Annotated in this window: 20 protein-coding genes; 7 read left to right on the top strand and 13 right to left on the bottom strand. The window is 41.0% G+C overall.

Annotated features, from left to right (window positions below):
- Window positions 1-25 precede the first annotated feature (25 nt).
- Window positions 26-2110 carry an NAD(P)/FAD-dependent oxidoreductase gene (locus IQ264_RS22105; RefSeq protein ID WP_193982967.1) on the bottom strand — a complete coding sequence of 695 codons (2085 nt, stop codon included), beginning with the start codon at window positions 2108-2110 and terminating at the stop codon, window positions 26-28.
- 150 nt (window positions 2111-2260) lie between these two features.
- Here IQ264_RS22105 and IQ264_RS22100 point away from each other — a divergent pair, with 150 nt between their 5' ends.
- Complete coding sequence (locus tag IQ264_RS22100; protein WP_193982966.1) at window positions 2261-2494, top strand: hypothetical protein; 234 nt, start codon at window positions 2261-2263, stop codon at window positions 2492-2494.
- A gap of 9 nt (window positions 2495-2503) precedes the next feature.
- On the opposite strand, the gene IQ264_RS22095 is transcribed toward IQ264_RS22100, so the two are convergent.
- The 9 genes from IQ264_RS22095 to hemW all read right to left on the bottom strand — a co-directional run bounded on the left by IQ264_RS22095 (window position 2504) and on the right by hemW (window position 12417).
- Window positions 2504-2956: an MgtC/SapB family protein gene (locus tag IQ264_RS22095; protein WP_193982965.1), complete on the bottom strand. Its 453-nt coding sequence runs from the start codon at window positions 2954-2956 to the stop codon at window positions 2504-2506.
- Between the two features lie 93 nt (window positions 2957-3049).
- Window positions 3050-4561, bottom strand: a complete 1512-nt coding sequence (locus IQ264_RS22090; protein WP_193982964.1) for a GMC oxidoreductase — start codon at window positions 4559-4561, stop codon at window positions 3050-3052.
- A gap of 107 nt (window positions 4562-4668) precedes the next feature.
- Window positions 4669-5304, bottom strand: coding sequence for a cytochrome c oxidase subunit 3 (locus IQ264_RS22085; RefSeq protein WP_193982963.1), 636 nt, complete (start codon window positions 5302-5304; stop codon window positions 4669-4671).
- Complete coding sequence (ctaD, locus tag IQ264_RS22080) at window positions 5291-6973, bottom strand: cytochrome c oxidase subunit I (protein ID WP_193982962.1); 1683 nt, start codon at window positions 6971-6973, stop codon at window positions 5291-5293. The genes IQ264_RS22085 and ctaD overlap by 14 nt, the downstream gene beginning before the upstream one ends.
- A 3-nt stretch (window positions 6974-6976) precedes the next feature.
- Window positions 6977-7924, bottom strand: coding sequence for a cytochrome c oxidase subunit II (locus tag IQ264_RS22075; RefSeq protein ID WP_228061726.1), 948 nt, complete (start codon window positions 7922-7924; stop codon window positions 6977-6979).
- Window positions 7921-8526, bottom strand: a complete 606-nt coding sequence (locus tag IQ264_RS22070; RefSeq protein ID WP_193982961.1) for a DUF2231 domain-containing protein — start codon at window positions 8524-8526, stop codon at window positions 7921-7923. Before IQ264_RS22070 ends, IQ264_RS22075 begins: the two co-directional genes overlap by 4 nt.
- A complete protein-coding gene (locus IQ264_RS22065) occupies window positions 8523-9023 on the bottom strand; it encodes a DUF2231 domain-containing protein (RefSeq protein WP_193982960.1) in 501 nt (166 codons plus the stop codon). The genes IQ264_RS22070 and IQ264_RS22065 overlap by 4 nt, the downstream gene beginning before the upstream one ends.
- 879 nt (window positions 9024-9902) lie before the next feature.
- The gene (locus IQ264_RS22060) at window positions 9903-10670 is read right to left on the bottom strand and encodes a hypothetical protein (protein WP_193982959.1); all 768 of its coding nucleotides are present in this window, start codon (window positions 10668-10670) and stop codon (window positions 9903-9905) included.
- 457 nt (window positions 10671-11127) lie between these two features.
- Window positions 11128-12417 (bottom strand): radical SAM family heme chaperone HemW, encoded by a 1290-nt coding sequence (gene hemW / locus IQ264_RS22055; RefSeq protein ID WP_193982958.1) that lies wholly within the window; start codon window positions 12415-12417, stop codon window positions 11128-11130.
- 347 nt (window positions 12418-12764) lie between these two features.
- Here hemW and IQ264_RS22050 point away from each other — a divergent pair, with 347 nt between their 5' ends.
- The 5 genes from IQ264_RS22050 (at window position 12765) to IQ264_RS22030 (ending at window position 17389) form a co-directional block, all read left to right on the top strand.
- Complete coding sequence (locus IQ264_RS22050) at window positions 12765-13850, top strand: PIN/TRAM domain-containing protein (protein WP_193982957.1); 1086 nt, start codon at window positions 12765-12767, stop codon at window positions 13848-13850.
- A 433-nt stretch (window positions 13851-14283) separates the two neighbouring features.
- Window positions 14284-14511, top strand: coding sequence for a DUF1816 domain-containing protein (locus tag IQ264_RS22045; RefSeq protein WP_193982956.1), 228 nt, complete (start codon window positions 14284-14286; stop codon window positions 14509-14511).
- Window positions 14512-14666: 155 nt separating this feature from the next.
- Window positions 14667-15023 carry a DUF2499 domain-containing protein gene (locus IQ264_RS22040; RefSeq protein ID WP_193982955.1) on the top strand — a complete coding sequence of 119 codons (357 nt, stop codon included), beginning with the start codon at window positions 14667-14669 and terminating at the stop codon, window positions 15021-15023.
- Entirely contained in the window at window positions 15020-15325 is a 306-nt protein-coding gene (locus IQ264_RS22035) for a DUF3593 domain-containing protein (RefSeq protein WP_193982954.1), read from the top strand. The genes IQ264_RS22040 and IQ264_RS22035 overlap by 4 nt, the downstream gene beginning before the upstream one ends.
- 72 nt (window positions 15326-15397) lie before the next feature.
- Window positions 15398-17389 carry a protein kinase domain-containing protein gene (locus IQ264_RS22030; protein ID WP_193982953.1) on the top strand — a complete coding sequence of 664 codons (1992 nt, stop codon included), beginning with the start codon at window positions 15398-15400 and terminating at the stop codon, window positions 17387-17389.
- A gap of 2 nt (window positions 17390-17391) precedes the next feature.
- Here IQ264_RS22030 and dnaE read toward each other — a convergent pair whose 3' ends face one another.
- Complete coding sequence (gene dnaE / locus IQ264_RS22025) at window positions 17392-21516, bottom strand: DNA polymerase III subunit alpha (protein ID WP_193982952.1); 4125 nt, start codon at window positions 21514-21516, stop codon at window positions 17392-17394.
- Window positions 21517-21617: 101 nt separating this feature from the next.
- Window positions 21618-23078, bottom strand: coding sequence for an Asp-tRNA(Asn)/Glu-tRNA(Gln) amidotransferase subunit GatA (gatA, locus tag IQ264_RS22020; RefSeq protein ID WP_193982951.1), 1461 nt, complete (start codon window positions 23076-23078; stop codon window positions 21618-21620).
- Between the two features lie 584 nt (window positions 23079-23662).
- On the opposite strand from gatA, the gene IQ264_RS22015 reads away from it, so the two are divergent.
- Entirely contained in the window at window positions 23663-24847 is a 1185-nt protein-coding gene (locus IQ264_RS22015; protein WP_193982950.1) for a calcium-binding protein, read from the top strand.
- Between the two features lie 127 nt (window positions 24848-24974).
- Here IQ264_RS22015 and IQ264_RS22010 read toward each other — a convergent pair whose 3' ends face one another.
- Complete coding sequence (locus tag IQ264_RS22010; protein ID WP_193982949.1) at window positions 24975-25115, bottom strand: hypothetical protein; 141 nt, start codon at window positions 25113-25115, stop codon at window positions 24975-24977.
- Window positions 25116-25240: the final 125 nt, after the last annotated feature.

The following is a 25240-nucleotide window of genomic DNA, read 5'->3' as shown; positions in this document are numbered from 1 at the left end:
CCCCTGCCCCCCTGCACCCCTGCCTTTAGTGTTGGACTTCGAGACTTTTACTTTGGTAAGCTGATAGTTGGAAATTGCGAGATTTGGGTTTTCCCATGCCTGTGGTGAAGGCGTAACTTTGAGCGAGTAACCATAACCAAAGTGCTGGATAATGCTTTTCTAACCAAGGTTGTTGACTGCGTAACCAATCAGGAAACCAACCGGATAATAGCCAACTAATTAATGAGTTGAAGGTAAAGGTGAGATAACTACCTAACCAACGGAAAATGTCTTTTGCACCAGCGAGTTCCCAAATCCAAAGTAATAAAGCTGGGTTAATTTTGGCAGCTATTAATGCTAGTCGATTGAAGGTTAACCAATCGAATCTATCTTTGATAAAAGTTTCAGCTACATCTTGCGGTTCGGCGGCTAATATGCCAAAGAAAGTGTTTAACATGGAGTTAATTCTTTGGGGTGGTAAATATTTGCCTGTGGGAACCATCATGCCTTTAGAAAATAGCCATGTGACGGCAATATTACTTTGGTAAGCCCGAATTTGGTTTAAATGTTTGGTTTTGAGCAGGTCATGTTTTAAGGCGGTATCTAAAAGTTCTGTTAAGCGGGAAAGGTTACGCACTAAAGAACCAAATCCGGTAAAAACTAAGGGTGATTGTAAGGAAGCTGCATCACCGATCGCAATTAGTCGATCGAACGCCACTGTGCGATCGCGACTTCCCACGCTAAAATGTCCCGGAATATAACCAAAAGTTGGCTTTTTCCACACTAATTTATCCAGCTCGCAACGGCGATATTCCGGCAAAATAGTAAAGAAGTCTTCGTACATTTCCAACAAAGAACCGGGATTTTCCGGGTGTACTTGATGGTAGTGAAATAAATAAATTGTCAGTTCATCACCCTCGCCAGGAAACAATTCCCAAATTAACTGACGACCTCTAGAAATATCACCATGACTCAATAAAACATCACCATATTCTGAATCCCAAACTTCTGGTGATATTCCAGTTAATACCGCCCCAACGGTCGGACAAACACTATCAAAAGCTCGACCTTTATTTAATTGCCAAGCAATTGGTGAAGCTGTTCCCATTGCATCAACTAACAACCGCCCAGTTGCTTGTTTATCTGTTTGACTAGGTAAATGTTTTAACTGCACAGATACCTGTTCTTCGCTAATATCGGCGCGGATAAATTCTGTTTCATCCCAAATTTCACCCCCTAATGCTTTGAGTTTTTCTCCACATAAACGCAGCAATTTTTCGGAGTTTAAAGCGATATTTAACACTGTGGGCGTGTGTAAAATTGGTGCTTTTAAATGGGGAGGATTATTGCCATCAAAGAATTTGCTAAATCCATCAATATATTCCCGTGCAATTACACTTTCAAATTCAGCGGGAGTAAACAAACCCAAATCAATTAAACTTTGAAATTCCATCCGGGAAATGTTCCATTCCCGATTCATTTTGCCAAAAGGTAAACGTTCCACCAATAATACTCGATAACCTAATTGCGCCATGACTGCGGCGTGAATTACTCCCAATGCGCCACCAATATAAATTAAGTCGTATTTTTGGGTGGTTTCGCTGTTTTGTGGTTGGGTTGCTGACTCAAAAATTACTTGCTGGGGTTTTTGGGGGTTTCGCACACCTTCGCGCCAACGCATTTCCCACCAGTAAGCACGTTTTAGGTCATTTTCACCGTTGGGCATTTTTTGAAAGTAATGGACGGTTAAGGGGTAGTAAGGGGCGAGTGCGTCAAAGATTGATTGCTGGGAAAGATCGATCGCAGGTGGTTCAGGATATTCATTGGGAAATTGCTTCCTGATTTGAACGGTTAACTGTTGTAAAATTTTTTGTTCTTGAGGAAAAGCTCGATCCCCCCAACGAAATACCTTTACATAAGTCGATCGCTGTACCGACCACACAAAAACTGAAAGCTGAATATCTGTCTCTGGAATGATTGTAGTACTACTTGTAGTTTTAGGAGAACTCAGGCAAAAGCCATCTTGAGTAATTACTTTTTCGCCCGAAACTGGCTCAAACTCCTGTTGTAACCAAGTGCGAACCACATCTGTATTCGGGGTGGGGACTTCTAAATAAAGGATTTCTTTCATGCTCAGTAAGGTCGGTAAAGCTAAGTAAAGAGATGGTGTTGACAGGCATTAAAAGTGCGATATAATTGCCGATACTTAATGCCAATTTAAAAATCTTTACAATTCTCTCATTTTTGTAAATCTTTACGGAGATAACTTAATTAGCTAGCTATGAATTATCCCATTCCAGCCAGCCCGGAAGAGGTAGTGGCGTTAAAACAAAAAAGTATAGATGAGGAACTAATTGCAGCTGCGATCGCAGGAGTAATTAAAATTTCTCGATCGGAAGGCAAATCTTTAGAGCAACTAACGGACGAAGTTTTAGCTGACGATTGCTTATTGGATATAGAGCAACGCCGTTGGCTCAAAGACGTAGTAGCCCAAGCGTGGGAAAGTATCGTTTAGGCTACAAGATTAGTGAACCTCAGATTTTTTCAACACTCTTAAAACTAAAAAACACAGGAAAGCACTCATTAAGCCCAACTGCCATAAGCCACAGCCAGCCGTAACCCCCAAAGCAGCTGAAGCCCAAATCGCAGCGGCGGAAGTCAGTCCCCGAACTGGAATTGATCTAGAATGCTCTCCTGAAGACGTAACTATTTCTCCTGCACCTAAAAAACCGACACCAGCTGCTACCCCCTGAATTACTCTGGAAATGCTATCGCCATTGTTGACTGCTCCCGCAACGATCGGAACCATGACAAACAGAGCAGCAGCAAAACTGACTAATATATGGGTTCTTAAGCCAGCTGGTTTATTTTTGCGTTCGCGTTCCCAGCCAATTACTCCTCCTAGAAATAAGGCGAGTAACAATCGAGAAAGCAAACCGAACCAATCATTTGGCGCAACAGAGAGAGTGCTGATCAATGTCTACCTAATTAAAAAATTACCATTGAATCAGTTTAGAGATTTTTGGAACTGATTGCGATCGGTGAAAAGGAATATTCTCGGACTTAATATTTATCGCCAACGTTCAATCAAACGATCGCCCACGCGCAGAGCATTAGCAATAATCGTCAAAGCTGGGTTAACGCTGGTATTCGAGGGGAAAAAACTGCCATCAACCACATAGAGATTATCAACATCATGAGTACGGCAGTTAGGGTCTAAAACTGAAGTAGCGGGATCTTCGCCAAAGCGACAAGTTCCACATTGATTTGCCATCACCTGAATCGGAATTTCTCCTCGTGGATGCAGAAATCCCCGCTGAAAACCATCCAGTTCTTTTTCAATTCTTTTCAACACTTCGATCCAGCGATAAATTAAGCGATCGTGCGCCTCGATGTTGTTGGGAGTATAATCAACAAATAGTTTTCCCCCTTCAAACCGCACTCGGTTATTGGGATCGGGCAAATCTTCTGTTTGTGCCCACCAACCGATCGAATGAGTTGCCAACTGCTTTAACCCAAATCCGGGCATAAATTTTGCCAGTAGCGAAAACATTGGCGGTGCTTCCGCAAAAATCACATCGGTAAGCAGTCCGCCAGAGTTTTGAATATGTCCCATTGGATAAGGGAAATCCTCATCGCCCCAATAAAAATCATTGACACAAACCGTCTTTGGAAAAGCACCAGAGTTTGGTTTAGTGCTCAGTTGCACCACCACACTCATTAAACTTTTCATCAAGTTGCGCCCAACTAAACCGGAACTGTTAGCTAAACCGTTGGGATAGCGATCGCTCGCCGAACGCAACAGTAACGCCGCCGAGTTCACCGCACCACAAGCCAACACCACAATATCCCCTAGAAATAGGTAGGATTGTCCAGCGATCTCAGCTTGCACCCCTTTCACCACCCGACCTGATGGATTGATGTGCAGACGAACCACTTTCGCTCCGGTTTTCAGGGTGACATTGGGATGTGTTAAGGCTGGAATAATGCCGCTAACCTCAGAATCGTTGGTCGGATCGTCCTCTTGGCGCGTCAAACCTAAAGGCAACCGAGAGGGGTGAAGACCAAGCTTACCAATAGCTTCATAGATTTCAGCAACTTGGGACTCCTGCGCCACTGGTGGAAAAGGATAATCCGCACTGCGGGGGGGTTCAGTGCGATCGACATTTGCCTGACCATGAACTTTGTAAAGTGTTTCCGCTTCCGTGTAATAGGGTTCAAAATCCGAGTATTTCAAACACCATTCTGGGGAGACACCAGCTTGATGCTTGACAGTTTCAAAATCCCGTTCTCGGAATCGCAGCAAAGCCGCCCCATAAATTTTAGTATTACCACCAACTGCATAATTCATCTGTGGTGAAAATGGTTCTCCCGCACTGTCATACCACTGTTCCGGTGCATGATAGCGTTCCCGCTTAAAAATATCCACATTACTGCGATTCTGCTCCTCTAAGGGCATAAAATCGCCCCGTTCCAAAATCAAGATTTTCTTCCCCGTAGCAGCCAACTTATAGGCGAGAGTTCCTCCACCCGCACCTGTACCAACAATAATCAGATCGTAGGATTGGTCATCAATAATCATAAAACCTCATGTTCGTTTTGGAACTGACAGGAATCGCATCAGAATCGACGGCAAAGTTTATTTAAGAGAAGAGGATTTCCCGATCGGGAAAACTTGGGTTTTTAGGACTACTGCCAGATGTAAATTAAAATGAACAAAATAATCCAAATCACATCGACAAAGTGCCAGAACAGTGAAGTAGCAGCCACACCAAATTCGCCTTTATCGTAGTTGCCTGGAATGAACGATCGCCCCAACATAATTGTCTGTAACAGCACTCCCGTCATTACGTGCAAACCGTGAAATCCGGTGAGCAAATAAAAAGTGCCGCCAAACACACCATCAGTAAAACCAAAGGGGAGATTGCGCCATTCCACCGCCTGACCATATAAAAAGTAACTTCCCATCGCCATTGTCAGCAGCCAGAATGCCCGGAAACCCCAGAGATTTTTGACATGAAGAAAGCGTTCAGCAATGTAAATGACAAAACTGCTAGAAACCAGCACTACTGTATTAATAGCTGGTTCGTGGGTTTCAAGACCAGTAAAACCCTTTGGCAGCCAATCTAAAGCGGTGGTTTTGTAAACAATATAGCCAGCAAAAAAGCTGAGGAAAATCACACTTTCCGACAACAGAAACACAATGAAGCCAAACATACTATTACCCGCTTCATCATGAGTATGTTCTACTGTCCCATGCAGCCCAGAGATATGGGTTGATTCAACATGAGAGTTGAGTGAAGGGTCGATTTTAGTTGGATTCATGACTCACCTCCAGCGCATCAGGGTTAGCAACTAGCGGTTCTGATTTACCGTAGCCGTAGGGTTCAGAAATTACGATCGGCAATTCTTCAAAGTTTTCCACTGTAGGGGGAGAAGAGACTAACCATTCTAGACCGATCGCTCGCCAAGGATTCTGCGGTGCTTTTTCGCCCTGTACCCAAGAGCCAATCATATTCAGAATAAATGGCAAAGTAGACATCCCCAACAAAAACGCGCCTAAGCTGGCAACCACATTCCAGAAAGCAAACTCAGGATCGTAGGAGGCGACGCGACGGGGCATTCCCTGCAATCCTAGAGGGTGCATGGGAAAGAAATTGAGATTAGTACCCAGAAAAGTTAGGGCAAAGTGCAACTTACCCAAACCTTCAGAATACATTCGCCCGGTCATTTTGGGAAACCAGTGGTACAACGCCGCATACATTCCCATCACCACCGCACCATAAATGACGTAGTGGAAGTGTCCGACGACAAAGTAGGTGTTGTTGACATGAATATCGATCGGCACAGATGCCAACATAATCCCGGTGATCCCCGCAAACACAAACATCACCAAACCACCCAAAGCAAACAGCATGGGAGTATTCAACCGTAACTTACCGCCCCAAACCGTTGCCACCCAAGCAAAAACCTTAATTCCAGTCGGAACGGAAATCAACATCGTAGTTGCCATAAATACCATCCGCATCCAACCGGGTGTACCGCTGGCAAACATATGGTGAACCCAGACAATACCACTCAACCCCGTGATAATTAGTGATGAGATGGCAACTACTTTGTAGCCAAACAGTGGCTTACGAGCATAGACGGGGAAAATCTCGGAGAAAATGCCAAAAATCGGCAAAATAATCACATAAACTGCTGGGTGAGAATAAAACCAGAAGAAGTGCTGGAACAGAATCGGATCGCCGCCCTTGGCTGGGTCAAAAAAGCTAGTACCAACGGTAAGATCGAGCAATAACATTACTGCCCCTGCTGTTAACGCAGGTAAGCCAAACAGTTGAATGATTTGGGCTGCCAACACTGTCCACACAAACACAGGCATCCGAAACCAGGTCATTCCGGGCGATCGCATTCGCACAATCGTAGTCACAAAGTTAACTGCCCCCATGATCGAAGACACGCCAGAGATTGCCACTGCCAGCAACCACAACATCTGTCCGTTAATCAAGTTGCCCGTAGGATTTTGCAAACTCACGGGAGGATAAGCCCACCAACCGGACTGAGAAGGGCCTCCCGGTACGAAGAAACTCGCCATCAGAATCACCCCAAATACTGGCACCATCCAAAATGCGGCTGCATTCAAACGAGGAAATGCCATATCTTTTGCCCCAATCATCAAAGGCACGAGATAGTTGGATAGTCCGACTAGGGAAGGGAATGTCCAGAGAAACAGCATGACTGTGCCGTGCATGGTGAACATGGCATTGTAAACGGCGCGATCGAGCAAATCAGCTTCCGGGGTAATCAGTTCGCCGCGAATAATCATGGCGAAAATGCCGCCAATCAAAAAGAAAAAGAACGATGTCACCAAATACTGAATGCCAATCACCTTATGATCGGTGCTGAAACTGAAAAATCGCTTCCAGTTATCAGGCGCACCAGGAAGTGGTTGTTCAATCTGAGTAATTGTTTCAACCGAAAGATTTGTCATGGTTTACAAGCTTTGACCGCTAGGGGGATTTGTGGAACGATTGGCAGGAGCATTAACCATCGGGGGAGGCGCAGGTTCAACCGTTTTCCAGCCTGTGCTGATGGGATTATGGGCTCGGTTATATTCATCAAAAGCCCGGTTATAGGCTACGATAGGCGGACTTGCGGCTGCGTCGATCAGCCACTGTTGATAAGCTTGCTCAGACTCTACTACTACATCGGTTTGCATGGCGGCAAAATAAGTGCCGCTGTACTGAGAATCGCGCAACCGATACCGTCCTTCCCGAATTGGTGTAAATTCAAAATCAATGACTCGACCGGGGATGATGTCTTGTTTGACGCGAAAGGCTGGTACATAAAAGCCGTGCAGCACATCTTCCGATCGCAATACCAGTTTCACCCGCTGGTTGCTGGGTAAATGCAATTCCGTACTGGTAATGTTTTGCTCAGGATAGTAAAATTCCCACACCCATTGACGGGCACGGACTTCAATCGGATGGGTTTTCATTTCTGGAGTATCTAAGGTTGCCGCTTCTGCGGTTGCCATACCCATAGTTTTTACATGGACATGATCCATCGGCCCCAAGATTGACATCTGATCGTAGATGTGGTAACTGTAGCCAGCAATCCAGACCACCAGCACAAAGGGAATCGCCGTCCAAACGATTTCCAGCGTCAGATTCCCTTCAATATGAGGGCCATCGCTGGTGTCGTATTTACCCGCTTGTTGAAACAGCACTGAGTAAGTCAGCGTCCCCACAACTCCCAGAAAAATAAAGGTTCCCAGCGTTACCAGAAAGCTGAATAATCGATCGATCGACTCAGCTTCTACAGAGGCTTGCGGGGGCAACCAGGTATAGGCTTGTTGTCCCATCCACAGGCTGACGAGGGCAAGGGCGATCGCAATTGTTCCTAAAATTAAAATTGTGCGAATTTTCATGCTTTCCATCATTTCAACAGCAAATTTGGATTCTCGCCCAGCCGCAGCAAGCGATCGGCACTGATATGCACGCCAAACTCTGCTGCCAGTTGTGCTCCCAGCGTTCCGTGAACAAACATCAAGGCGAAAATACCCAATCCTGCTAGTAAATAACTCCACTGCACCTGTTGTGCGCGATCTTTACGCCAGAGAAATCGCTGAAACCCGCGCCAAACTGCCATTGCCACGATCAGCATTAGCAACACAACACCCCCAACTCCATGCCAAAGCATGGTTTCCATTGCCTGTAAGCCCCAGGCGCTTTTTACATCTGTTGGAGGTTCTGCCAACATTACTTCGTAGAAACCCGCTGCTACGGTGAAAAAGGTAATCACGGCAGCGGCTAGAATGTTGTACCAACCCACGTCGAAGAAATTCGATCGGGTAGCGGGAATAGCCAGAAATTTGAAGATGGGTTTTTCCAGGGGGAAGAGTGTCCCGACGATATCAAAGGCGATCGCTACAATGAACAATCCCAGCGTTAAATGCACTAAATTGGGATGAATCGGTAGAGAATAGGGCAAGCCGTTCGCACCTAATTGTCCTTTCAGTTGCTCGATTAAATCAGGACTCATTGCAATATCCCCTCCCGTGTTGCTTCTACCACTGGAACTGTATGCAGCCCATAAACCCAAACCAGTACATCCCCCAGATACACTTGGAAAAATACCAGTCCGGTTAAGAGTAAGCCGACTCCTAAAAATGGGAGGGGCAAAGTTTTGGGATCGCGCGATCGCAACACATAGCGCCATGCCGTAACTGCGGCAATAATGCCCGATAATGACCATCCCAGTAATGTATGGAGATTCAAAGTTGACTCGGCCGCTGAGTATGGTTCGGCTAATCCCGCTTCAATTTGCCCAAAGATAATAGCAATGAAAATAGAAATTGTCGCAAAAAACAAATTCCACCAACTCACTTCATACAGTCGAGCATTGCGGGTAAAATAGCCAATTCCATCGCATAAAACGGCAAATAAAACCATTGCAATCACAAAATGCACCACAATGGGATGAATCGTATCGGGATAAGGCAAATTATGATCGTTGAGCGGGGGAAGATACTCCAGCATGATATTTCCACTAAGGAACTAACCCTCAAAATGAATCCAGAATAAATTACACTAAAGCAATAAAAAGGAGTCAGCTTGTAAGCTTGATAGCAGTTCTATAAAAGTTACGACGATCAGAATCGTCAGCATTAAAATCACAAAAAACTGCTCTGTTTCTATGTCTTCTAATTTCACTACAATCCTCCTGTCTTGATGTTTATAGTGAATTAATCACCCTCAAACTTTAATTTATTCATGTTGAGATAACCTGATTGAGAGATTGTAGGCTAACCAAATCAAAAAGCTCCCCTTTTTTTCATAATTCGGAAAACACTTTCTTGTCCTATTGGATATTAAGGTGGAAAACATCCCAGATATAGGCTTGATTACAAATTGCTGAACCTGCTTAATGCGAAAATAACTGCAAATCTATTACCTTATCTGTAAATTATGGAACAAATTATCGTTAATTCTTGATGTTATTAGGAATTTTTAAGATTTAAATCTTCAGATATAAGTTTTACGATTTGTCTTACAAGAGTTTGACGAGTTGTCTATTGACAAATCCCGAAATATTGTGTGTATCTGCTAATAAACAACTAACTAAATATTCAGATTCCATGCCTAAGTTTTTACCCTGAAATTGGGTGTGGTCAAACTTTTATTGGTTAAGGATAACACTTCAGAAGCTCCAGATGCAGAGAAATGTTATCCAAATCACCAAAGGATTTTGACCACAAACCCTAGAATTAATTGCACCCCCAATATTGCTCGGTTAAGAGTAGGGGCGAAGCATTTGGGCGAGGATTGATCGCTTCAAACCCTAGATTCTCTGTCCAAATGCTTCGCCCCTCCAAGACCAAAAATGCTTAACCGAGCAGTATTAATTGCCTCCCTACTTTACTTTTTTCGCGGTGATGTAGATTCTATGGGATAAAATTCCCTAGTATCTGGTGAATATTCCCAAGCAAGTCCCTCTGGATCTCTTCTGCGACTCCATTCGGTAAAACTGGGATCGTCTCTTCTTTTCATCACCGTACTTGAATGTACGCGCAACCGTCTAGCTAATTCCGATTGAATCAAAGATTGAAAAATCGGATGTTTTTTGGGAATCGCCTCCTTTGTGTGGTCTGATTCTGGAATATAATCTTCTTCTTCGATGTCTTCATCTAGAAATTCAAGAGTTTCATCTGTAGTTTCCGGTTCAGGAATTGCCTTGAGAAACAACTCTTTTCCTTGACTTAGGTATGGTGTTTTTTCACTAATATCATCTGAATCACTCGCGTCAAATATTTTGCCTAGAGTGTTGGCAGTAATAAAGTAATACACCGCACCTTTGTCTTCAAAAATTTGTTTTTGGGCAGCAAATTCCTCAGCCTTAGCATCTAAGAACATTTTGGCTGATTTTCCCGAAATATTGGCCTTCATTGCCAAGTCTAGTGCAGTTACACATCCTTGGTTTTCTAAGATTAACTGATGAAACACAGGGTTGAGTTGTTGGCTCAACTTTTGCAATTGATAGCGTTGCCAAAAACTCCAAGCACTACTGAGCAAAACAAAGATCAGTAGAAAGGGCCAAGCCTTAAATAGGATGATGATTGCGAACGCTATGGGGATAATTAGAACCAGAACGCCTGTTGCGTTGTTGTCGATGTCTCTTTCAGCCATGTCCTTTTTGCCAATTTATTTTGCCAATTCAACTTCATGGCAATTGCATAAACTTCTGGCAAAAGTCCATGAAAAGGGTCTGGGCTCAAGGATCAAGGGTCGGATTATTCCTTTTTCTTTTAACCTTTAACCTTTTCCCTGATTCAACTAAAAGAGTTTTGCCAGATGTCTATTATCAATATTGGCAAAGATTGGTATCTTTAATTTGCCTTGTGGCAAATTGTTTTTAGCAATTTTTAATTTTTTTGCCGATCGATCCCCATTGCTAGTGCAAGAAGGCAGAAGGCAGAGGGCAGAAGGCAGAAGGCTTTTATGTTTAGCTTTTTAGCTATTTTTAACTGCTCAATCATTTCTGCCACACTGTACTAACTATTTGGTGACACTAATATCATAAAAATTCCTAAATTTTAAAATATTTTATAAAAATTAACAAAAAGAAAAAATTATTTAACTTTTTTTAACTTTCTCCTGCTTCTGCCTTTTCTAGCTGGCTAAACAAAGCTGCAAGCACTGTGTTAGAAAACAAAAATCCTTCGGGATCAGTTAATTTTAATCTGCCAGTTACGGGCAATTTGTCAGTAGGGGAAAGGGCAATATTTGCGCTGTTGTTTGCAGATATCTCTACCCAACCTGTTTGATAATAAGGTTGTAGGCAATGCCAAATTTTTTCTAAGGTTTTTCTGCCAAATTTTTCTGCTAAAACTGCTATTTTTAAACCTTCAGCTAACCGCAAGCCTAACATCAATGTCTCTAATAAAATATCATGTTCGTCAATTTGGGGAGCATCTAAAATGCCGTCTGAAGCAATTAAATGTTGTACCCAAGCGTAGTATTCTTTGCGTTTTTTGGGTCGAGTAAAACGCTGACGGTTGAGGTAACTAGCAGCACCCATGCCAAAAGCATAATAGGGGCGATTTTCCCAATAAACTCGATTATGGCGGCATTGATGTCCGGGTTGGGCGTAGTTAGAAATTTCGTAATGTTCGTAACCGGAAAGGGTTAAGATTTGTTGGGTAAGGCGGTACATTTGGGCTGTGGTTTCATCGGTTGGTAAGGGTTGAGAGCCTGGTTGATAATAGCGCCCAAAAGCTGTACCATCTTCAATGATTAAATCATAAACAGAAATGTGAGTTGGATTGAGTTCCACAGCCTTTCTTAAACTTTCTTCCCATTGTTCGATCGTTTGTTTCGGCAATCCAGAAATTAAATCAATGCTAAATTCAGGAATATCAACTTGACGAATTAAATCGATCGCGGCTAGGATATCGGCGGTAGTATGCGATCGACCACAGACTTGTAACAACTCATCTTGAAAAGCTTGCACCCCTAAACTAAACCGGGTAATTCCCGCATTTTTATATCCCTGAAGTTGCGGTAAATCAAAAGTTGCCGGATCGATTTCCAAAGAAATTTCCGCATCACTGGTAATACCATATTTGTTAGCTAAATTTTCTAAAATTCTGGCGATTTGTTGGGCTGATAAGAGTGAAGGAGTTCCCCCACCAAAGAACACAGTTTTTAAAGGTTTTCCTGGCGCGGGAGTCGCGGCAATTTCCTGACAGAGGATATCAATATATTCGACAATTGTGCCAGAGTTTTCGCCGCGAGTGCGATCGCCTACCACCGAAATCGGAAAATCACAATAGAAACAGCGTCGCCGACAAAAAGGAATATGAACATAAGCAGAAGTCGGAATATCCAAATCTTTGTTGTAATGGTTACTTTCGATCGTTAAAATTGTAGTCATTCGATTTTAGATTGAACTTAAAGATAAATCTGAAAAATTGGACTTATGTTATTCCGGCAGTACTTTAAAGTAGCCACGAAGAAAATATTATTTCCCAAATTGCCAAAAAATCCCAAATTATGAACAAACCTTAATTAATTCGTAAATATGTAAATTAAATCAAATAGCTTGCTAAAAATAAGGCTGAACTGTTGTAGGTGTACGGTTTTCCTACCAGGCATCTACGAAAGAACCAAAAACAAACCAAGGAGTATAATGGAACGATAGAAATCTCAATTGCTGAGATTTTTTTAATGGTTTCTTCATTCTTCCCGGATGAAAACTATAACACCATCAGCAGCAAAAAAATGCTTGACGCAATCATTATTATTTTATTTATCCTCGCAGCAGCTGGTATTGGGTTCGATAGCATTGACCTCTTGCCCAACACTATGCTCAAACCAGTAACGAACATCGAAGGTTTACGATTTGTACTTGCCGGATTTGGTGCCATTATCGGCGCTGCCATTGGCTTGAGTGTCCAGACTACCTATCGTCGTTTGGAAAGAAAATTTCGAGAAATGCCTGTGGACGTGCTTTTGACACGCGCCATTGGCTTAGTGTTGGGGTTGCTAGTAGCCAACTTGATGCTAGCACCAATTTTTCTGCTACCCATTCCCACAGACTTTGGTTTTATTAAGCCAGTAGTTGCAGTTTTGGGTAGTGTGATGTTTGCTTTTACTGGCATTAGTTTAGCAGACACTCACGGACGCAACTTCCTACGACTAATTAATCCCCATACAGCAGAAACTTTGCTGGTAGCGGAAGGTACACTGAAACCTGCGGCAACAAAGGTTTTAGATACTAGTTGCATTATCGATGGTCGGATTGAAGAATTACTTGCTACTGGTTTTGTGGAAGGGCAAATTTTAGTGCCACAATTTGTCCTGCGAGAATTACAACAAGTTGCGGATGCTTCTAACGACCAAAAAAGAGTGCGAGGTCGGCGCGGTTTGGAAATTCTGAACCGAATGAAGGAAGATTATCAAGAAAGAATTGTAATTCATTCTGCTGACTATGAAGATATTCCGACGGTAGATGCTAAATTAGTGCGTTTAGCACAGGAAATTAATGGCACTTTACTAACTAATGATTACAACTTAAGTAAAGTTGCTACTCTGCAAAAAGTACCTGTGTTAAATATCAACGATTTAGCCCACGCCATTCGTCCTAGTTACTTACCTGGTGACAGTCTAGATTTGAAAATTCTGAAAGAAGGCAAGGAACCAAGTCAAGGTATCGGTTACTTGGATGATGGGACATTGGTTGTGGTTGAAGAGGGTAGTAAATACGTGGGTAGTGAATTGCGAGTGATAGTAACTTCTGCTTTGCAAACTACTGCTGGAAGGATGATTTTTGCCCGTCCCCAAGCAGTTGAAGGTTTGAAGGTTTGATGTTGGCAATCAAAACTAAATACTGTTTCTCTCGCTTCCCTGTTCTGAAGTGCTATTCTACTTCAGAATAGGGTTAATTTTATTGGGCAATCTAATATGTAAAAAAGATAATCACTGATTGTAATATGTGTTGTTTATGAAGGCAGAATATAGAATTATAAGCAAGTGAATTTGGGGATCACTTTTATGGTTAAACCTTAACTTTATACTTTCTAAGTATGGTAGGTAAATTTTATATCTTTTTTTGGAATAATTAGAAAAAAACTGCCAATTTTGGGAAAATTATCCTAATTGTATTCTTAATATCAATTTTTCTTCACAGCTTGCAGTATAATTAACACCTATGTTCAATGATTTACAGAATCATTTTTTTAGGAAAAGTGAAAATTTTAAGAATAGCACAACTAAATTGCCAAAAAAAGGAGATAAAAAAATGTCTTGGTGGTTAGAAATTGTTACCAAGAACCCAAGCTGCATCTATTATTTTGGGCCTTTTGATAGTTTAAGGGAAGCCGAATTAGAGAAAGACGGTTACATAGAAGATTTAAGTCAGGAACAAGCAGAAGTAATAGGAGCTAGGATTAAATTACATAATCCTTTACAATTAACGATCGACTTAGATGAGCCAGATAGGGAACGGGAAATCAAGGTTCCGGCTTAGTTTGAGGGTAGGGATAATCTGAATAGAAGGCTAGCTGAGAGTTTTGTTTTTTAGCAGTGAACTCAGCTAGAAAAATCTATTTATTTATATTTATAAAAATATTTTAGTTAACTTAAACAAGATAACATAAAATAAATTTTATTTATTTTTGATTCATGCACGTACTTTCAATCCCTACTTGGATCATTCACTTTTCCAGCGTTATCGAGTGGATCGCAGCGATTTGGCTAATTTGGACTTATGGTGAAGTCACGAAGAACCGAGCGTGGTATGCTTTGTCTATTGGGATGTTGCCAGCTTTAGTGAGTGCGATGTGTGCTTGCACTTGGCACTACTTTGATAATCCAAAGTCTCTAGAATGGTTGGTAACTCTGCAAGCTTCGACAACGGTACTGGGAAATTTTACTTTGTTGATAGCTGGTTGGTTGATTTGGAGATCGGCTAAATCTGCTATGGTAAAAACACCTGCAAGTCAGGAACACACGCAATCTTCTACTAAATTAGGACTATGATTTCTAAAGACACCCTGTTTATTGTGTCACTATTTCCCTATTTGGGTTTCTTGTGGTTTATTACTCGTTCCAAACAAATGCCACGTTTAGGTTTAATAGGGTTTTATATGACCTTGGTGTTTGTCGGTGTCACCATTCCAGCAGGAATTTACGCAAAAATAGTTTATCGAGAAGCTTTAGCAAATGTTGATTGGTTGCATGGAGGTGCTGAATTTTTTTTAACACTGGCTAATATTTTGGTAGTGTTAGGCTTTAGACAAGCCATAATGGAACTGAAGCGATCGCCTCAAGAGAAAACTTAACAAACAAGATACTATTCAGACAGAAAAACCTGCTAAATAGAAAAAATTAAGCCTGCGGGTGCCTTGCCAATTATGATATGTTGCCTTAACCCCAATTGTAAACAACCGTTGAATCCTCCAGGTCGAAAGGTCTGCCAAAACTGCGGTAGCAAATTAGAACCACTGCTGAGAAACCGCTATCGAGTAATTAAACCTATTGGACAGGGAGGGTTTGGGAGAACCTATCTCGCAGCCGATCAAGATATGTTAAATGCTAGCTGCGTGATCAAGCAGTTTTCTGTACAATCCCAAGGAACGAAATCTCAAGAAAAAGCGATCGAACTGTTTAACAAAGAAGCATATAGACTGCATGAACTAGGAGTACATCCCCAAATTCCCACCCTGTTAGCTTATTTTGAAGAAGATAAACGTTTGTATTTAGTACAGCAGTTTATTGAAGGGCAAAATTTATACCAAGAATTAATCCAAGAGGGAGTATTTAGTGAAAATAAAGTTCGGGAAGTTTTAAGAGATATTCTACCTGTATTAAAGTTCATTCATGCCCGACAAGTAATTCACCGTGATATTACACCAACTAACATTATTCGCCGCCAAAGTGATGGGAAATTGGTGTTGATAGATTTTGGCATTGCTAAACAAATTACAGAAAGTACAGCCTCTCAACCAGGAACTAAAATTGGTACAGAAGGTTATGCACCATTAGAACAATTGCGGAACGGACAAGTCTTTCCCGCTAGTGATATTTATAGTTTGGGTGCAACCTGTATTTATTTAATGACCCAAGTTAAGCCGGATAGCCTTTATAATCCCTTAAATGGTCAATGGATTTGGCGCGATTTTTTACGTAAAAAAGGAGCAGATGTTAGCGATAACTTAGCCCAAATTTTAGATAAAATGCTCAAAGATTGGGTGAATGAACGTTATCAATCAGCAGATATAGTATTGCACGATTTAAATGTTGTTGGTTGGGAACCCTCCATTCCGAAAAATCTCACACCTGCTAAACCATCTACCATTACTCCCCCTCCTGCTATTTCCCGACAGCCTGCACCTAATCCTGGTGTTTCAGGACGTTTAAATATTGCTAAAACACCAGTTTCTCCGGGAAGAAATACACGCCGTCCGATAACACCTCCGCCTGTTTCTCTGCAACCAAATTCCAATTCGGCAAAGCGAATTTGGCGATGTGTGAATACCTTAAGTGGACATACTTCTTGGGTAATGGCAGTGGCTATTAGTCCCAATAAACAGGTGATTGCTAGCGGTGGTTTAGATGACCAAATTAAAGTTTGGAGTTCCCAAACTGGGGAACTTTTACATAGTTTGTCTGGACATACAAAGGCAGTTAATTCTTTAACTATTAGTCCTGATAGCTTAATTCTTGCTAGTGCTAGCGATGATGAAAAAATTAAACTTTGGAATTTACACACCGCGACTTTAATTCAAACTTTAACCGAACATTCTAGAGATGTGAATGCGGTGGCAATTAGTCCAGATGGACAAATTTTAGTTAGTGGTGGTGATGACCGAACTATCAAATTATGGCGGCTAAAAAATGGTTTGCCAATCCGCACTTTGTTTGCTTCTGCGGGAATGATTAAGGCGATCGCGATCGATCGGAAAGGGGTATTAATTGCCACTGGCGGTTTAGATAACCAAATCAGGCTTTGGAAGTTAGCTACAGGAGAATTAGTTAACACTCTTTATGGACATTTTAATTCAGTTTATTCTGTAGCATTTAGTCCTGATGGGCAAATGCTTGCTAGTGCAAGTAAGGACAAAACAATTAAATTGTGGAATTTACAAAACGGAGAAGTAATTCGGACTTTTTCGGGACATAATGGATATGTAAATGCTGTAGAAATTAGCCCTGATGGTCAAACTGTAATTAGCGCCAGTAGTGATAAAACTATTAAAATATGGCGCTTAGAAACTGGAGAATTACTGTTTACTTTAAATGAGCATACTAGTGCGGTGAATGGTTTAGCAATGAGTGTTGATGGTCAATTACTTGTTAGCGCAAGTTCCGATAAAACCATCAAGATTTGGCAGGGATTTGGTTGATTTTAAAATTCAATTGGTGGGTAAATCCGAGCATTAAATTTAGCATCTTGAAGGCGAGAAACAGCGTTTTCATAATCTTGTACCCAGAATTCTTTGCCAAAGCGCACAACTTGACGGAGATGTTTGCCTTGTACGATCGCAAATACAGGAATTTTAGACTCTTCGTTACTGGAGTATTCCTGTAAAATTGCTTCGAGATTTTTGAGTAATTGCTGTTCTTCTATTTGCTGTAAAGTAAGTTCCAAAAGTACCATAACTTCTGGTTTATCAATTTCTGTTGTGGCAGTTTCTTCTAAAGTCGCCAGTACATCAGCTGGAACTAATTGTGCTTCATTAACAATTAACTGAAGTTGCTCTTCTTTTGCGTCTACTTTACCTTTTAAAATCAATGGTGTATCTGTTACCAAAGCCGCACTAACGTTGTCATAAGTTTTCGGAAAAACAACTGCTTCATATTTGCCAGTTAAATCTTCTATTTGCAGAATTGCCATTGGATCGCCTTTTTTAGTGACTACTTTTTTTATTTCGGTAATCATGACAATTACATGAACATTTCCTTTAGGCTTTTCTGTGAATTGATTAAGTGTGATGGGAGTGGGATCTAAACCTAATTTAGGCGCTAATTTTTCTATGGCTTTTAAGGGATGAGCAGAAACATAAAAGCCTAACAATTCTTTTTCAAATTGTAACTTTTCTTTGGGGGCAAAATCATTTATTTGGGGCGCTTTTGGGGCGGGACTTCTCACACTTCCTAAGTCAAATAAAGTTGGTTGATCGGAAACGCCTTTACTTTTTTGTGCCCAACTGATGACGAAAGGTAAATGTTCAATGAGTTGTTGACGATTGGTATTCAAACAATCTAATGCGCCACATTTAATTAAAGCTTCTAAGGCGCGACTGTTGACGCTGTGGAGGTTAACGCGATCGCACAAATCCGCCAAATCCTGAAATTTTCCTCCTGCTTTCCTTACCTCTAAAATATTTTTAATCGCATTTTCACCCACATTTTTTATTGCCGACAAACCAAACAAAATTTTCCCATCAGAAGGTGTAAAATTAATATCGGAACGGTTAATATCTGGCCCTTCTACTTTTATCTTTAATTCCTGACAGTTAGCAATGTATTTTTGGACTTTATCTTGATCGCCACTGTTAGCTGTTAGCAATGCAGCCATGTATTCGACTGTGAAATTTGCTTTTAAATAAGCGGTTTGGTAAGTAACGTAAGCGTAGGCGGTTGAATGGGATTTGTTGAAGCAATACTCCGCGAACAAAACCATTTGATCGAATAGTTTTTCAGCTATTTTTTGCCTAACTCCGTTCTTAGTTGCACCATCAATAAAAAGTTCCCTTTGCTTCTGCATTTCGTCAGCTTTCTTCTTACCCATGCAGTTATGAGCAATAAAATCATTAGCAATAAAGTTATGTGTTTCTGGAATAGTTAGATCGAAAACTTCTTCTTTTCCCACATATTTAATAGAAACAATTTCATCCCAGAATACTTCCGAATTTGCGATCGCCATTAATTCAGGATGCTGGCTTCTAGTCGAAAGATGTCCATCACCAATTAAATAAGCAGTCAATTTAATTTGTGCATCCGAAACTTCACTGCTATGAGTAATAGGTAATGTTTTAGCTAAACCAATGCGATCGCCAACTTTAAACGCTTTTAAAGGCTTCCATCCTAACAGGGTATAGAATAAATGATCGTCTGTTGCTTTAATCGTGCGATTAGTTTTAGTAGTAATTTCCCAAACATCTCGCACCCCATTTGGATGAATTTCTGTAATTGGTTGTTGAACAATCTTTTGCGTTTCTAAATCCAAGGAAAATACTTTTCTTCCTAACCAATACTCTGGCTTTTTGGCAATTTCACTTAATGTAACCAACCGACCTGTAGCTGAATCAATTACCTCTGTTGAACCACTCAAACAACGACGCAATATATCAGCTTGGCCTAAAGTGTAATTAGCCAAATCTTGAGCAATTTTCATAATTTGCTCTTGATAAACTAGGATGCCATAGGTTTCATTTAGAATCGGTTCTAAGTTATTATCTTCGTATTGAATTTCTTCTCTGCCGTGTTTGCGATCGATAAATTTCGGAATCAACCCCGCATCTAAAGGCCCCGGTCGATACAACGCTAAAATTGAAGAAATATCTTCTATACTTGACGGTTTTAACTTTTTCACCACATCAAGCATTCCCGAAGATTCTAATTGAAAAACCCCTTCCAAATGTCCTTTTTCTAGAACCTTATAAGTTTTTTCCACCTCTTGCGGTCGTTTTTTTAATTCACCTTTGCCTAAGATTTTAAAAGCCTTTCTTTCATCAGCAGTAATATCATCTGGATCGACATGAAATCCGCGATTTTTCTCAATTAAATCTAAAGTATTTTGAATAATTGTCAGGTTTTTCAACCCCAAAAAGTCCATCTTTAACAAACCCAGAGATTCCAAATCTTCCATGAAATACTGAGTAATTACTGAACCATCATTATTCTTTTGTAAAGGTACAACTTCATCCAAAGGTTGAGCCGAAATTACCACACCCGCAGCGTGAACACCAAAGGTTTTGTTAGTACCTTCAATCCGCATTGCCATATCAATCCAACGCCGGACATTTTCATCATTATCATATTTTTCTTTAAACTCTTGGGCAGGAGTATTATCAGAAATCATCACCTTTAACTTAGTTGGTTTTCCCCGCACAACCGGAATTAATTTCGCCATTTCATCCGCTTCTTTGTAGGGAATATCCAACACTCTAGCGACATCTTTTAACACTGCTTTAGATGTTAAACGGTTAAAAGTAATAATTTGCGCTACCCTTTCTTTACCGTATTTTTCGGTAACATATTCAATAACTTCTTGCCTTCTTTCAATGCAAAAATCCGTATCAATATCTGGCATTGATTTCCGTTCTGGATTTAAGAAACGTTCAAATAAAAGCCCGTGATGTACCGGATCGATATTAGTAATTTTTAAAGCATAAGCAACCAAAGAACCCGCCGCCGAACCTCTTCCTGGCCCAACTGGAATGCCTTTATCTCTGGCAAATCTGATGTAATCTCCCACTACTAAAAAGTAAGTGGAAAAACCCATTTGTTCGATCATTTTTAATTCATATTCCAGCCGTTCTTTATATGTTGGTTCAATGTCGTTATAAGTACGGCTATTGCATCTTTCTTGCAATCCTTCTCTAGCAAGTTTTTCTAAATAAGTGCTAGGTGTATGATCGGAAGGAACAGGATAATCAGGTAATCTTGGCTCGTTAAAGATTTCGTATTTTTTAACTTTATTTGCTACTTCTAAAGTGTTCTCTATTGCCTGTTTAATAACTTCATCCTGCAAATGATCGCGGAATAATTGCGCCATTTCGTCAGGGGATTTTAAATATTCTGTCCCGCTATAGCGCATTCTTTGTTCTTCTATTAATTTTTGACCTGTATTAATACATAATAAAGCGTCGTGCGCTTCCACATCTGAACAACCTGTAAAATGAGAATCATTAGTGGCGACAACTTTGATGCCTAATTCTTGGGCAATTTTAACGATTTCAACATTAACAATTCTATCTTCTAAATAACCATGATCTTGAATTTCTAAATAATAATCATCTTTAAATACGTCTTGATACCATTTAGCGCATTCTCTGGCTTCTTTTAATTTGTTTTGTAAAATCAGTTGCGGAACTTGACCTGCACGACAACCGCTAGTAACAATTAAACCTTCGTGATATTTTTCTAATAACTCTCTGTTGATACAAGGACGGGAAAAAATTCCTTTACCTTGAACGCCTTGCAGGTGAGAAATAGTGGTTAATTTAACTAGGTTTTTGTAACCTTGGGTGTCTTTTGCTAAGACAATTTGGTGATATTTCTTGCGGCGTTTTTCTTGTTTTTCAAGTTCGCCTTCTACCACGTACATTTCGTTACCGACGATCGGCTTTACGTTCTTATTGCGGCAAACTTTAATTAATTCGATCGCACCATACATCACACCATGATCGGTAAGTGCGATCGCAGGCATACCCAATTCTATAACGCGATCGATCAGTTCAGGAATTTGGCTTGCGCCATCAAGTAAACTGTAATCGCTGTGCGTGTGTAAACCAACAAAAGACATAGTTTTTGGTAATTGGTAGTTGGTAGTTGGTAGTTGGTAATTGATGAGGAATTAGGAATTGGGAATTTCCCAGTCCCCAGTCCCCAATCCCCAGTCCCCAGTTAATCCAACTGCGGCTTTTTCTCATTCCAAGTAGTTGCTTGTTCGTAAGCATAAGCCACTTGCAACAGTAATTCCTCTTGCAATACTCTGCCGATCAATTGCATACCAATTGGTAAACCTTGTTCATCAAAACCGCAAGGAATACTCAACCCAGGTAAACCTGCCAAATTTACTGGAATTGTCATCAAATCAGTCAAATACATACTCAAAGGATCGGCAGTTTTATCACCTACTTTAAATGCTGTTGTTGGCGCAGTAGGAGAAACTAAAATATCCACCTTTTCAAAAGCACTATCGAAGTCTTTTTTAATCAAAGTGCGGACTTTTTGTGCCTTCAAATAATAGGCATCATAGTAACCTGCTGATAAAGCATAAGTTCCTAACATAATCCTCCGCTTTACTTCCAGCCCAAATCCAGCAGCGCGAGTCTTAGTATACATAGATAAAAGATTATTCGCCTCTTCATCGCGTATACCATATTTCACTCCATCATAGCGGGCTAAATTTGCCGAAGCTTCCGAAGGAGCAATAATGTAATATGCTGGTAAACCATATTGGAAACGGGGACAAGAAATTACATGAATTTCTGCACCTAATTCTTGCAAAACTTCGATCGCTTTAGTTACAGCTTTCTCCACAGTTGGATCTAAACCTTGACCAAAAGTTTCCGAAATCACGCCAACTCGGAGAACTCCCCTAGTTTTGAAATTCGGTTTCAAAGACTTAGCATAATTGGGGATTTTCACATTTAAACTAGTGGAATCTTTGGGATCGTAACCTGCGATCGCACCGAGTAAAATAGCTGCATCTTCTACCGATCGACCAAAAGGCCCAATTTGATCCAAAGAAGAACCATAAGCCACCAAACCGTAGCGAGAAACCAAACCATAAGTCGGCTTCATCCCCACAATACCGCAGAAAGACGCAGGCAACCGAATCGATCCCCCCGTATCCGAACCCAAAGACACCACAGCCTCATCAGCCGCCACAGCCGCCGCCGAACCCCCCGAAGAACCACCGGGAACCCTTTCCAAATCCCAAGGGTTAGCTGTAACCTGATAAGCCGAAGTTTCCGTAGAACTACCCATTGCGAACTCATCCATGTTCGCCTTACCCACCATTACCGCCCCAGCTTCCGCCAACTTTTGAGTTACGGTTGACTCGTAGGGAGGGATAAAACCTTGCAAAATTTTTGAGCCGCAAGTTGTGGGAATTCCTTTAGTACACATATTGTCCTTAATGGCAATAGGAATTCCCGCCAGCAGCCCAATTTCTTCACCAGCGGCAATTTTTGCATCTACCGCCTTAGCCTGTTCTAAAGCCTTATCTGCTGTGACGCACAAAAAACTACGCACTTTCGGTTCTACCGCCTCAATGCGTTCCAAAGCTTCCTTAGTTATTTCTACAGCCGAACGTTCTTTGCTGATGAGTTGTTGGTGCAACTCGCGGATGGATGCCATGCAGCGACCTCTTTTTATCTTATTGCCCAGATCTATAAGTATAGGTTTCTTCATCCATTGAAAATTACCTCGATCGTCACGGAGGCAATTCTCAAAAGCTTAGGTTGGGCAGATGAACACGCTATTGTAACGTTTAAACATCTATTTTGCCGCAATTAAATGTAAATTTTTGTGGCAGTGTCTACCAATCTCAGCAATTTTGGGAAGATCTAGGCTAGCTAGGATGTGCAAGAAGACTATGAAATTTTCAATAAGTAACAAAAGTTTTTACTGCCAGAATTATTACCCATAACGCATTAATTTATTTAAAACAAAAATTTTTTGCTTCCTCACAAATTCCTTAAGATTTAGGCTTAAATTCAATATCAAAATACCCAATACAATACCGAATGTTTTGAATATTCGCTGGCAATATTAGGCGATCGCTTCCTCGTAAGTTCGCCTTATGTAAAAGTAAAAAACGATCCAGATACAAGCACAATCTACCTGTTCTAGCTTGAAGCCCAAATTTCGCATTTCAAAAGGCAGATATGAGATGAGATTAATTTACATAATTTGAAGCGAGTTAAAAGGAGAAAATAGCTATGTCAGATCTACTTTTACAAGCTGTTACCGAGCCAAAAGCCGCAGTTTCCGCAGAATGGTGGAAATGGGCTTATTCCTTCCCAGATACTCAAGGTAATAATCCGTTTTCTGGAATTGGAGATCCAGGGGCAGGACAAATCTTTTCTCCATTCTTTTTCTTGGCAGGAAGTACATCGAGCGATCCAGTTACACGGACAGTTGAAATACCAGTAAATCAGGGATTTAACTATGTCTTTGCTCCTTTGATCAACACAGAATGGGATGTAGATCAATTTAACCAGTTTTACGGCATTCCGGTGAAATTAATTAAAAATGAACAAGTACAGCAGTTCGCCGCAGCTTTTGCCGATACTGCACAAGATCTTTTCATTCGCCTCGGTGCGGGCAAGGCTGAAATAATCCCTGAGCCCCCAGATTATCAACAAGCTAGAGGGCCCTTTACCTATCAAGCAGCAGCAGGAAATGTCTTTGGTGTTAATGCTGGATTCCATAAAAAGGCGTTTGCTGATGGTTTTTACGTAGCATTGGATTTGTCAGCTTTACCTCCTGAGCCAACAGCCATCAACTTCGGCGGAGCTTTTGCCTTCGATAACTTGGTAGTACCAAAAAAAAATCATCCTTTGTTTCCAGCTTACCAGGATGTAAAGGCAAATTATGGAACTTTTTCGCAAAATATCACCTACAACATTTCCTTCGACCTTAATGAGATAGCTGGCACAAACAGTCAAGATGTTCTTACCGGAACCAATGGATGGGACAACATTAGCGGACTCAATGGTAAAGACTATATTGTTGGGCTAGAAGGTAATGACGTGCTTCGTGGGGGGAATGGAGCCGATACTCTGATTGGAACAAATCCCAGTGCCAGCTGTCCTGGTTACAGTGAAATCGATATCCTGTATGGTGGTAATGGCCCTGACACTTTTGTGTTAGGAGATGTCGAAAACGTTTATTACACAGGAAATGGGCTGAAGGACTACGCCCTCATCAAAGATTTACGCACCGAGGATACCATTCAACTCAAAGGAAATCCTGAGTCGTATGAGTTAAGTGAACTATACTCACTCGGAGGCAAGAGCGGCACAAGTATTTTCTTCACAGGTACAGGTACTTCTGAACTCATTGGATTTGTCGAGGGAGTAACTGGGTTGAGTTTAGCGAGTAACTTGTTTGAGTTTAACTAGTAACGATGTCAAATACTGAAATAAATGACATTAATACTACGATAAATGCCACGAAGGAGAAAAAGCTCAATAGTAGAGTAAATGCGATCGCTTTTTTCAACTAAGTTTAGAAAAGGCGATCGCTTGGTTATGCGATCGCACTACCAGGAAAAAATGCGATCGCTCTTTTTTGTGTTGATGGGAAAAGTGCGATAGGGTTATTTTTGGTTATGCGATCGCCTCCATTAATTGGGTCTTCCGGCATCATGGGGTAAAATGTAGTTAGCACTACATTTTACCCGAAAAGGACGATGGATTTTCATCTAGATACCTTATTAAACTTACCAAACGTTACAGTTTTCACTGCTTATGAAAAAGAAGGATTCTTCATTTTAAAATTAGAGTTGTTAAACG

Source organism: [Phormidium] sp. LEGE 05292 (assembly GCF_015207735.1).
Taxonomy (GTDB): Bacteria; Cyanobacteriota; Cyanobacteriia; order Cyanobacteriales; family Aerosakkonemataceae; genus Floridanema.
Note: the sequence above shows the minus strand (reverse complement) of the source record. Positions and strands in the feature narration are given on the sequence as shown.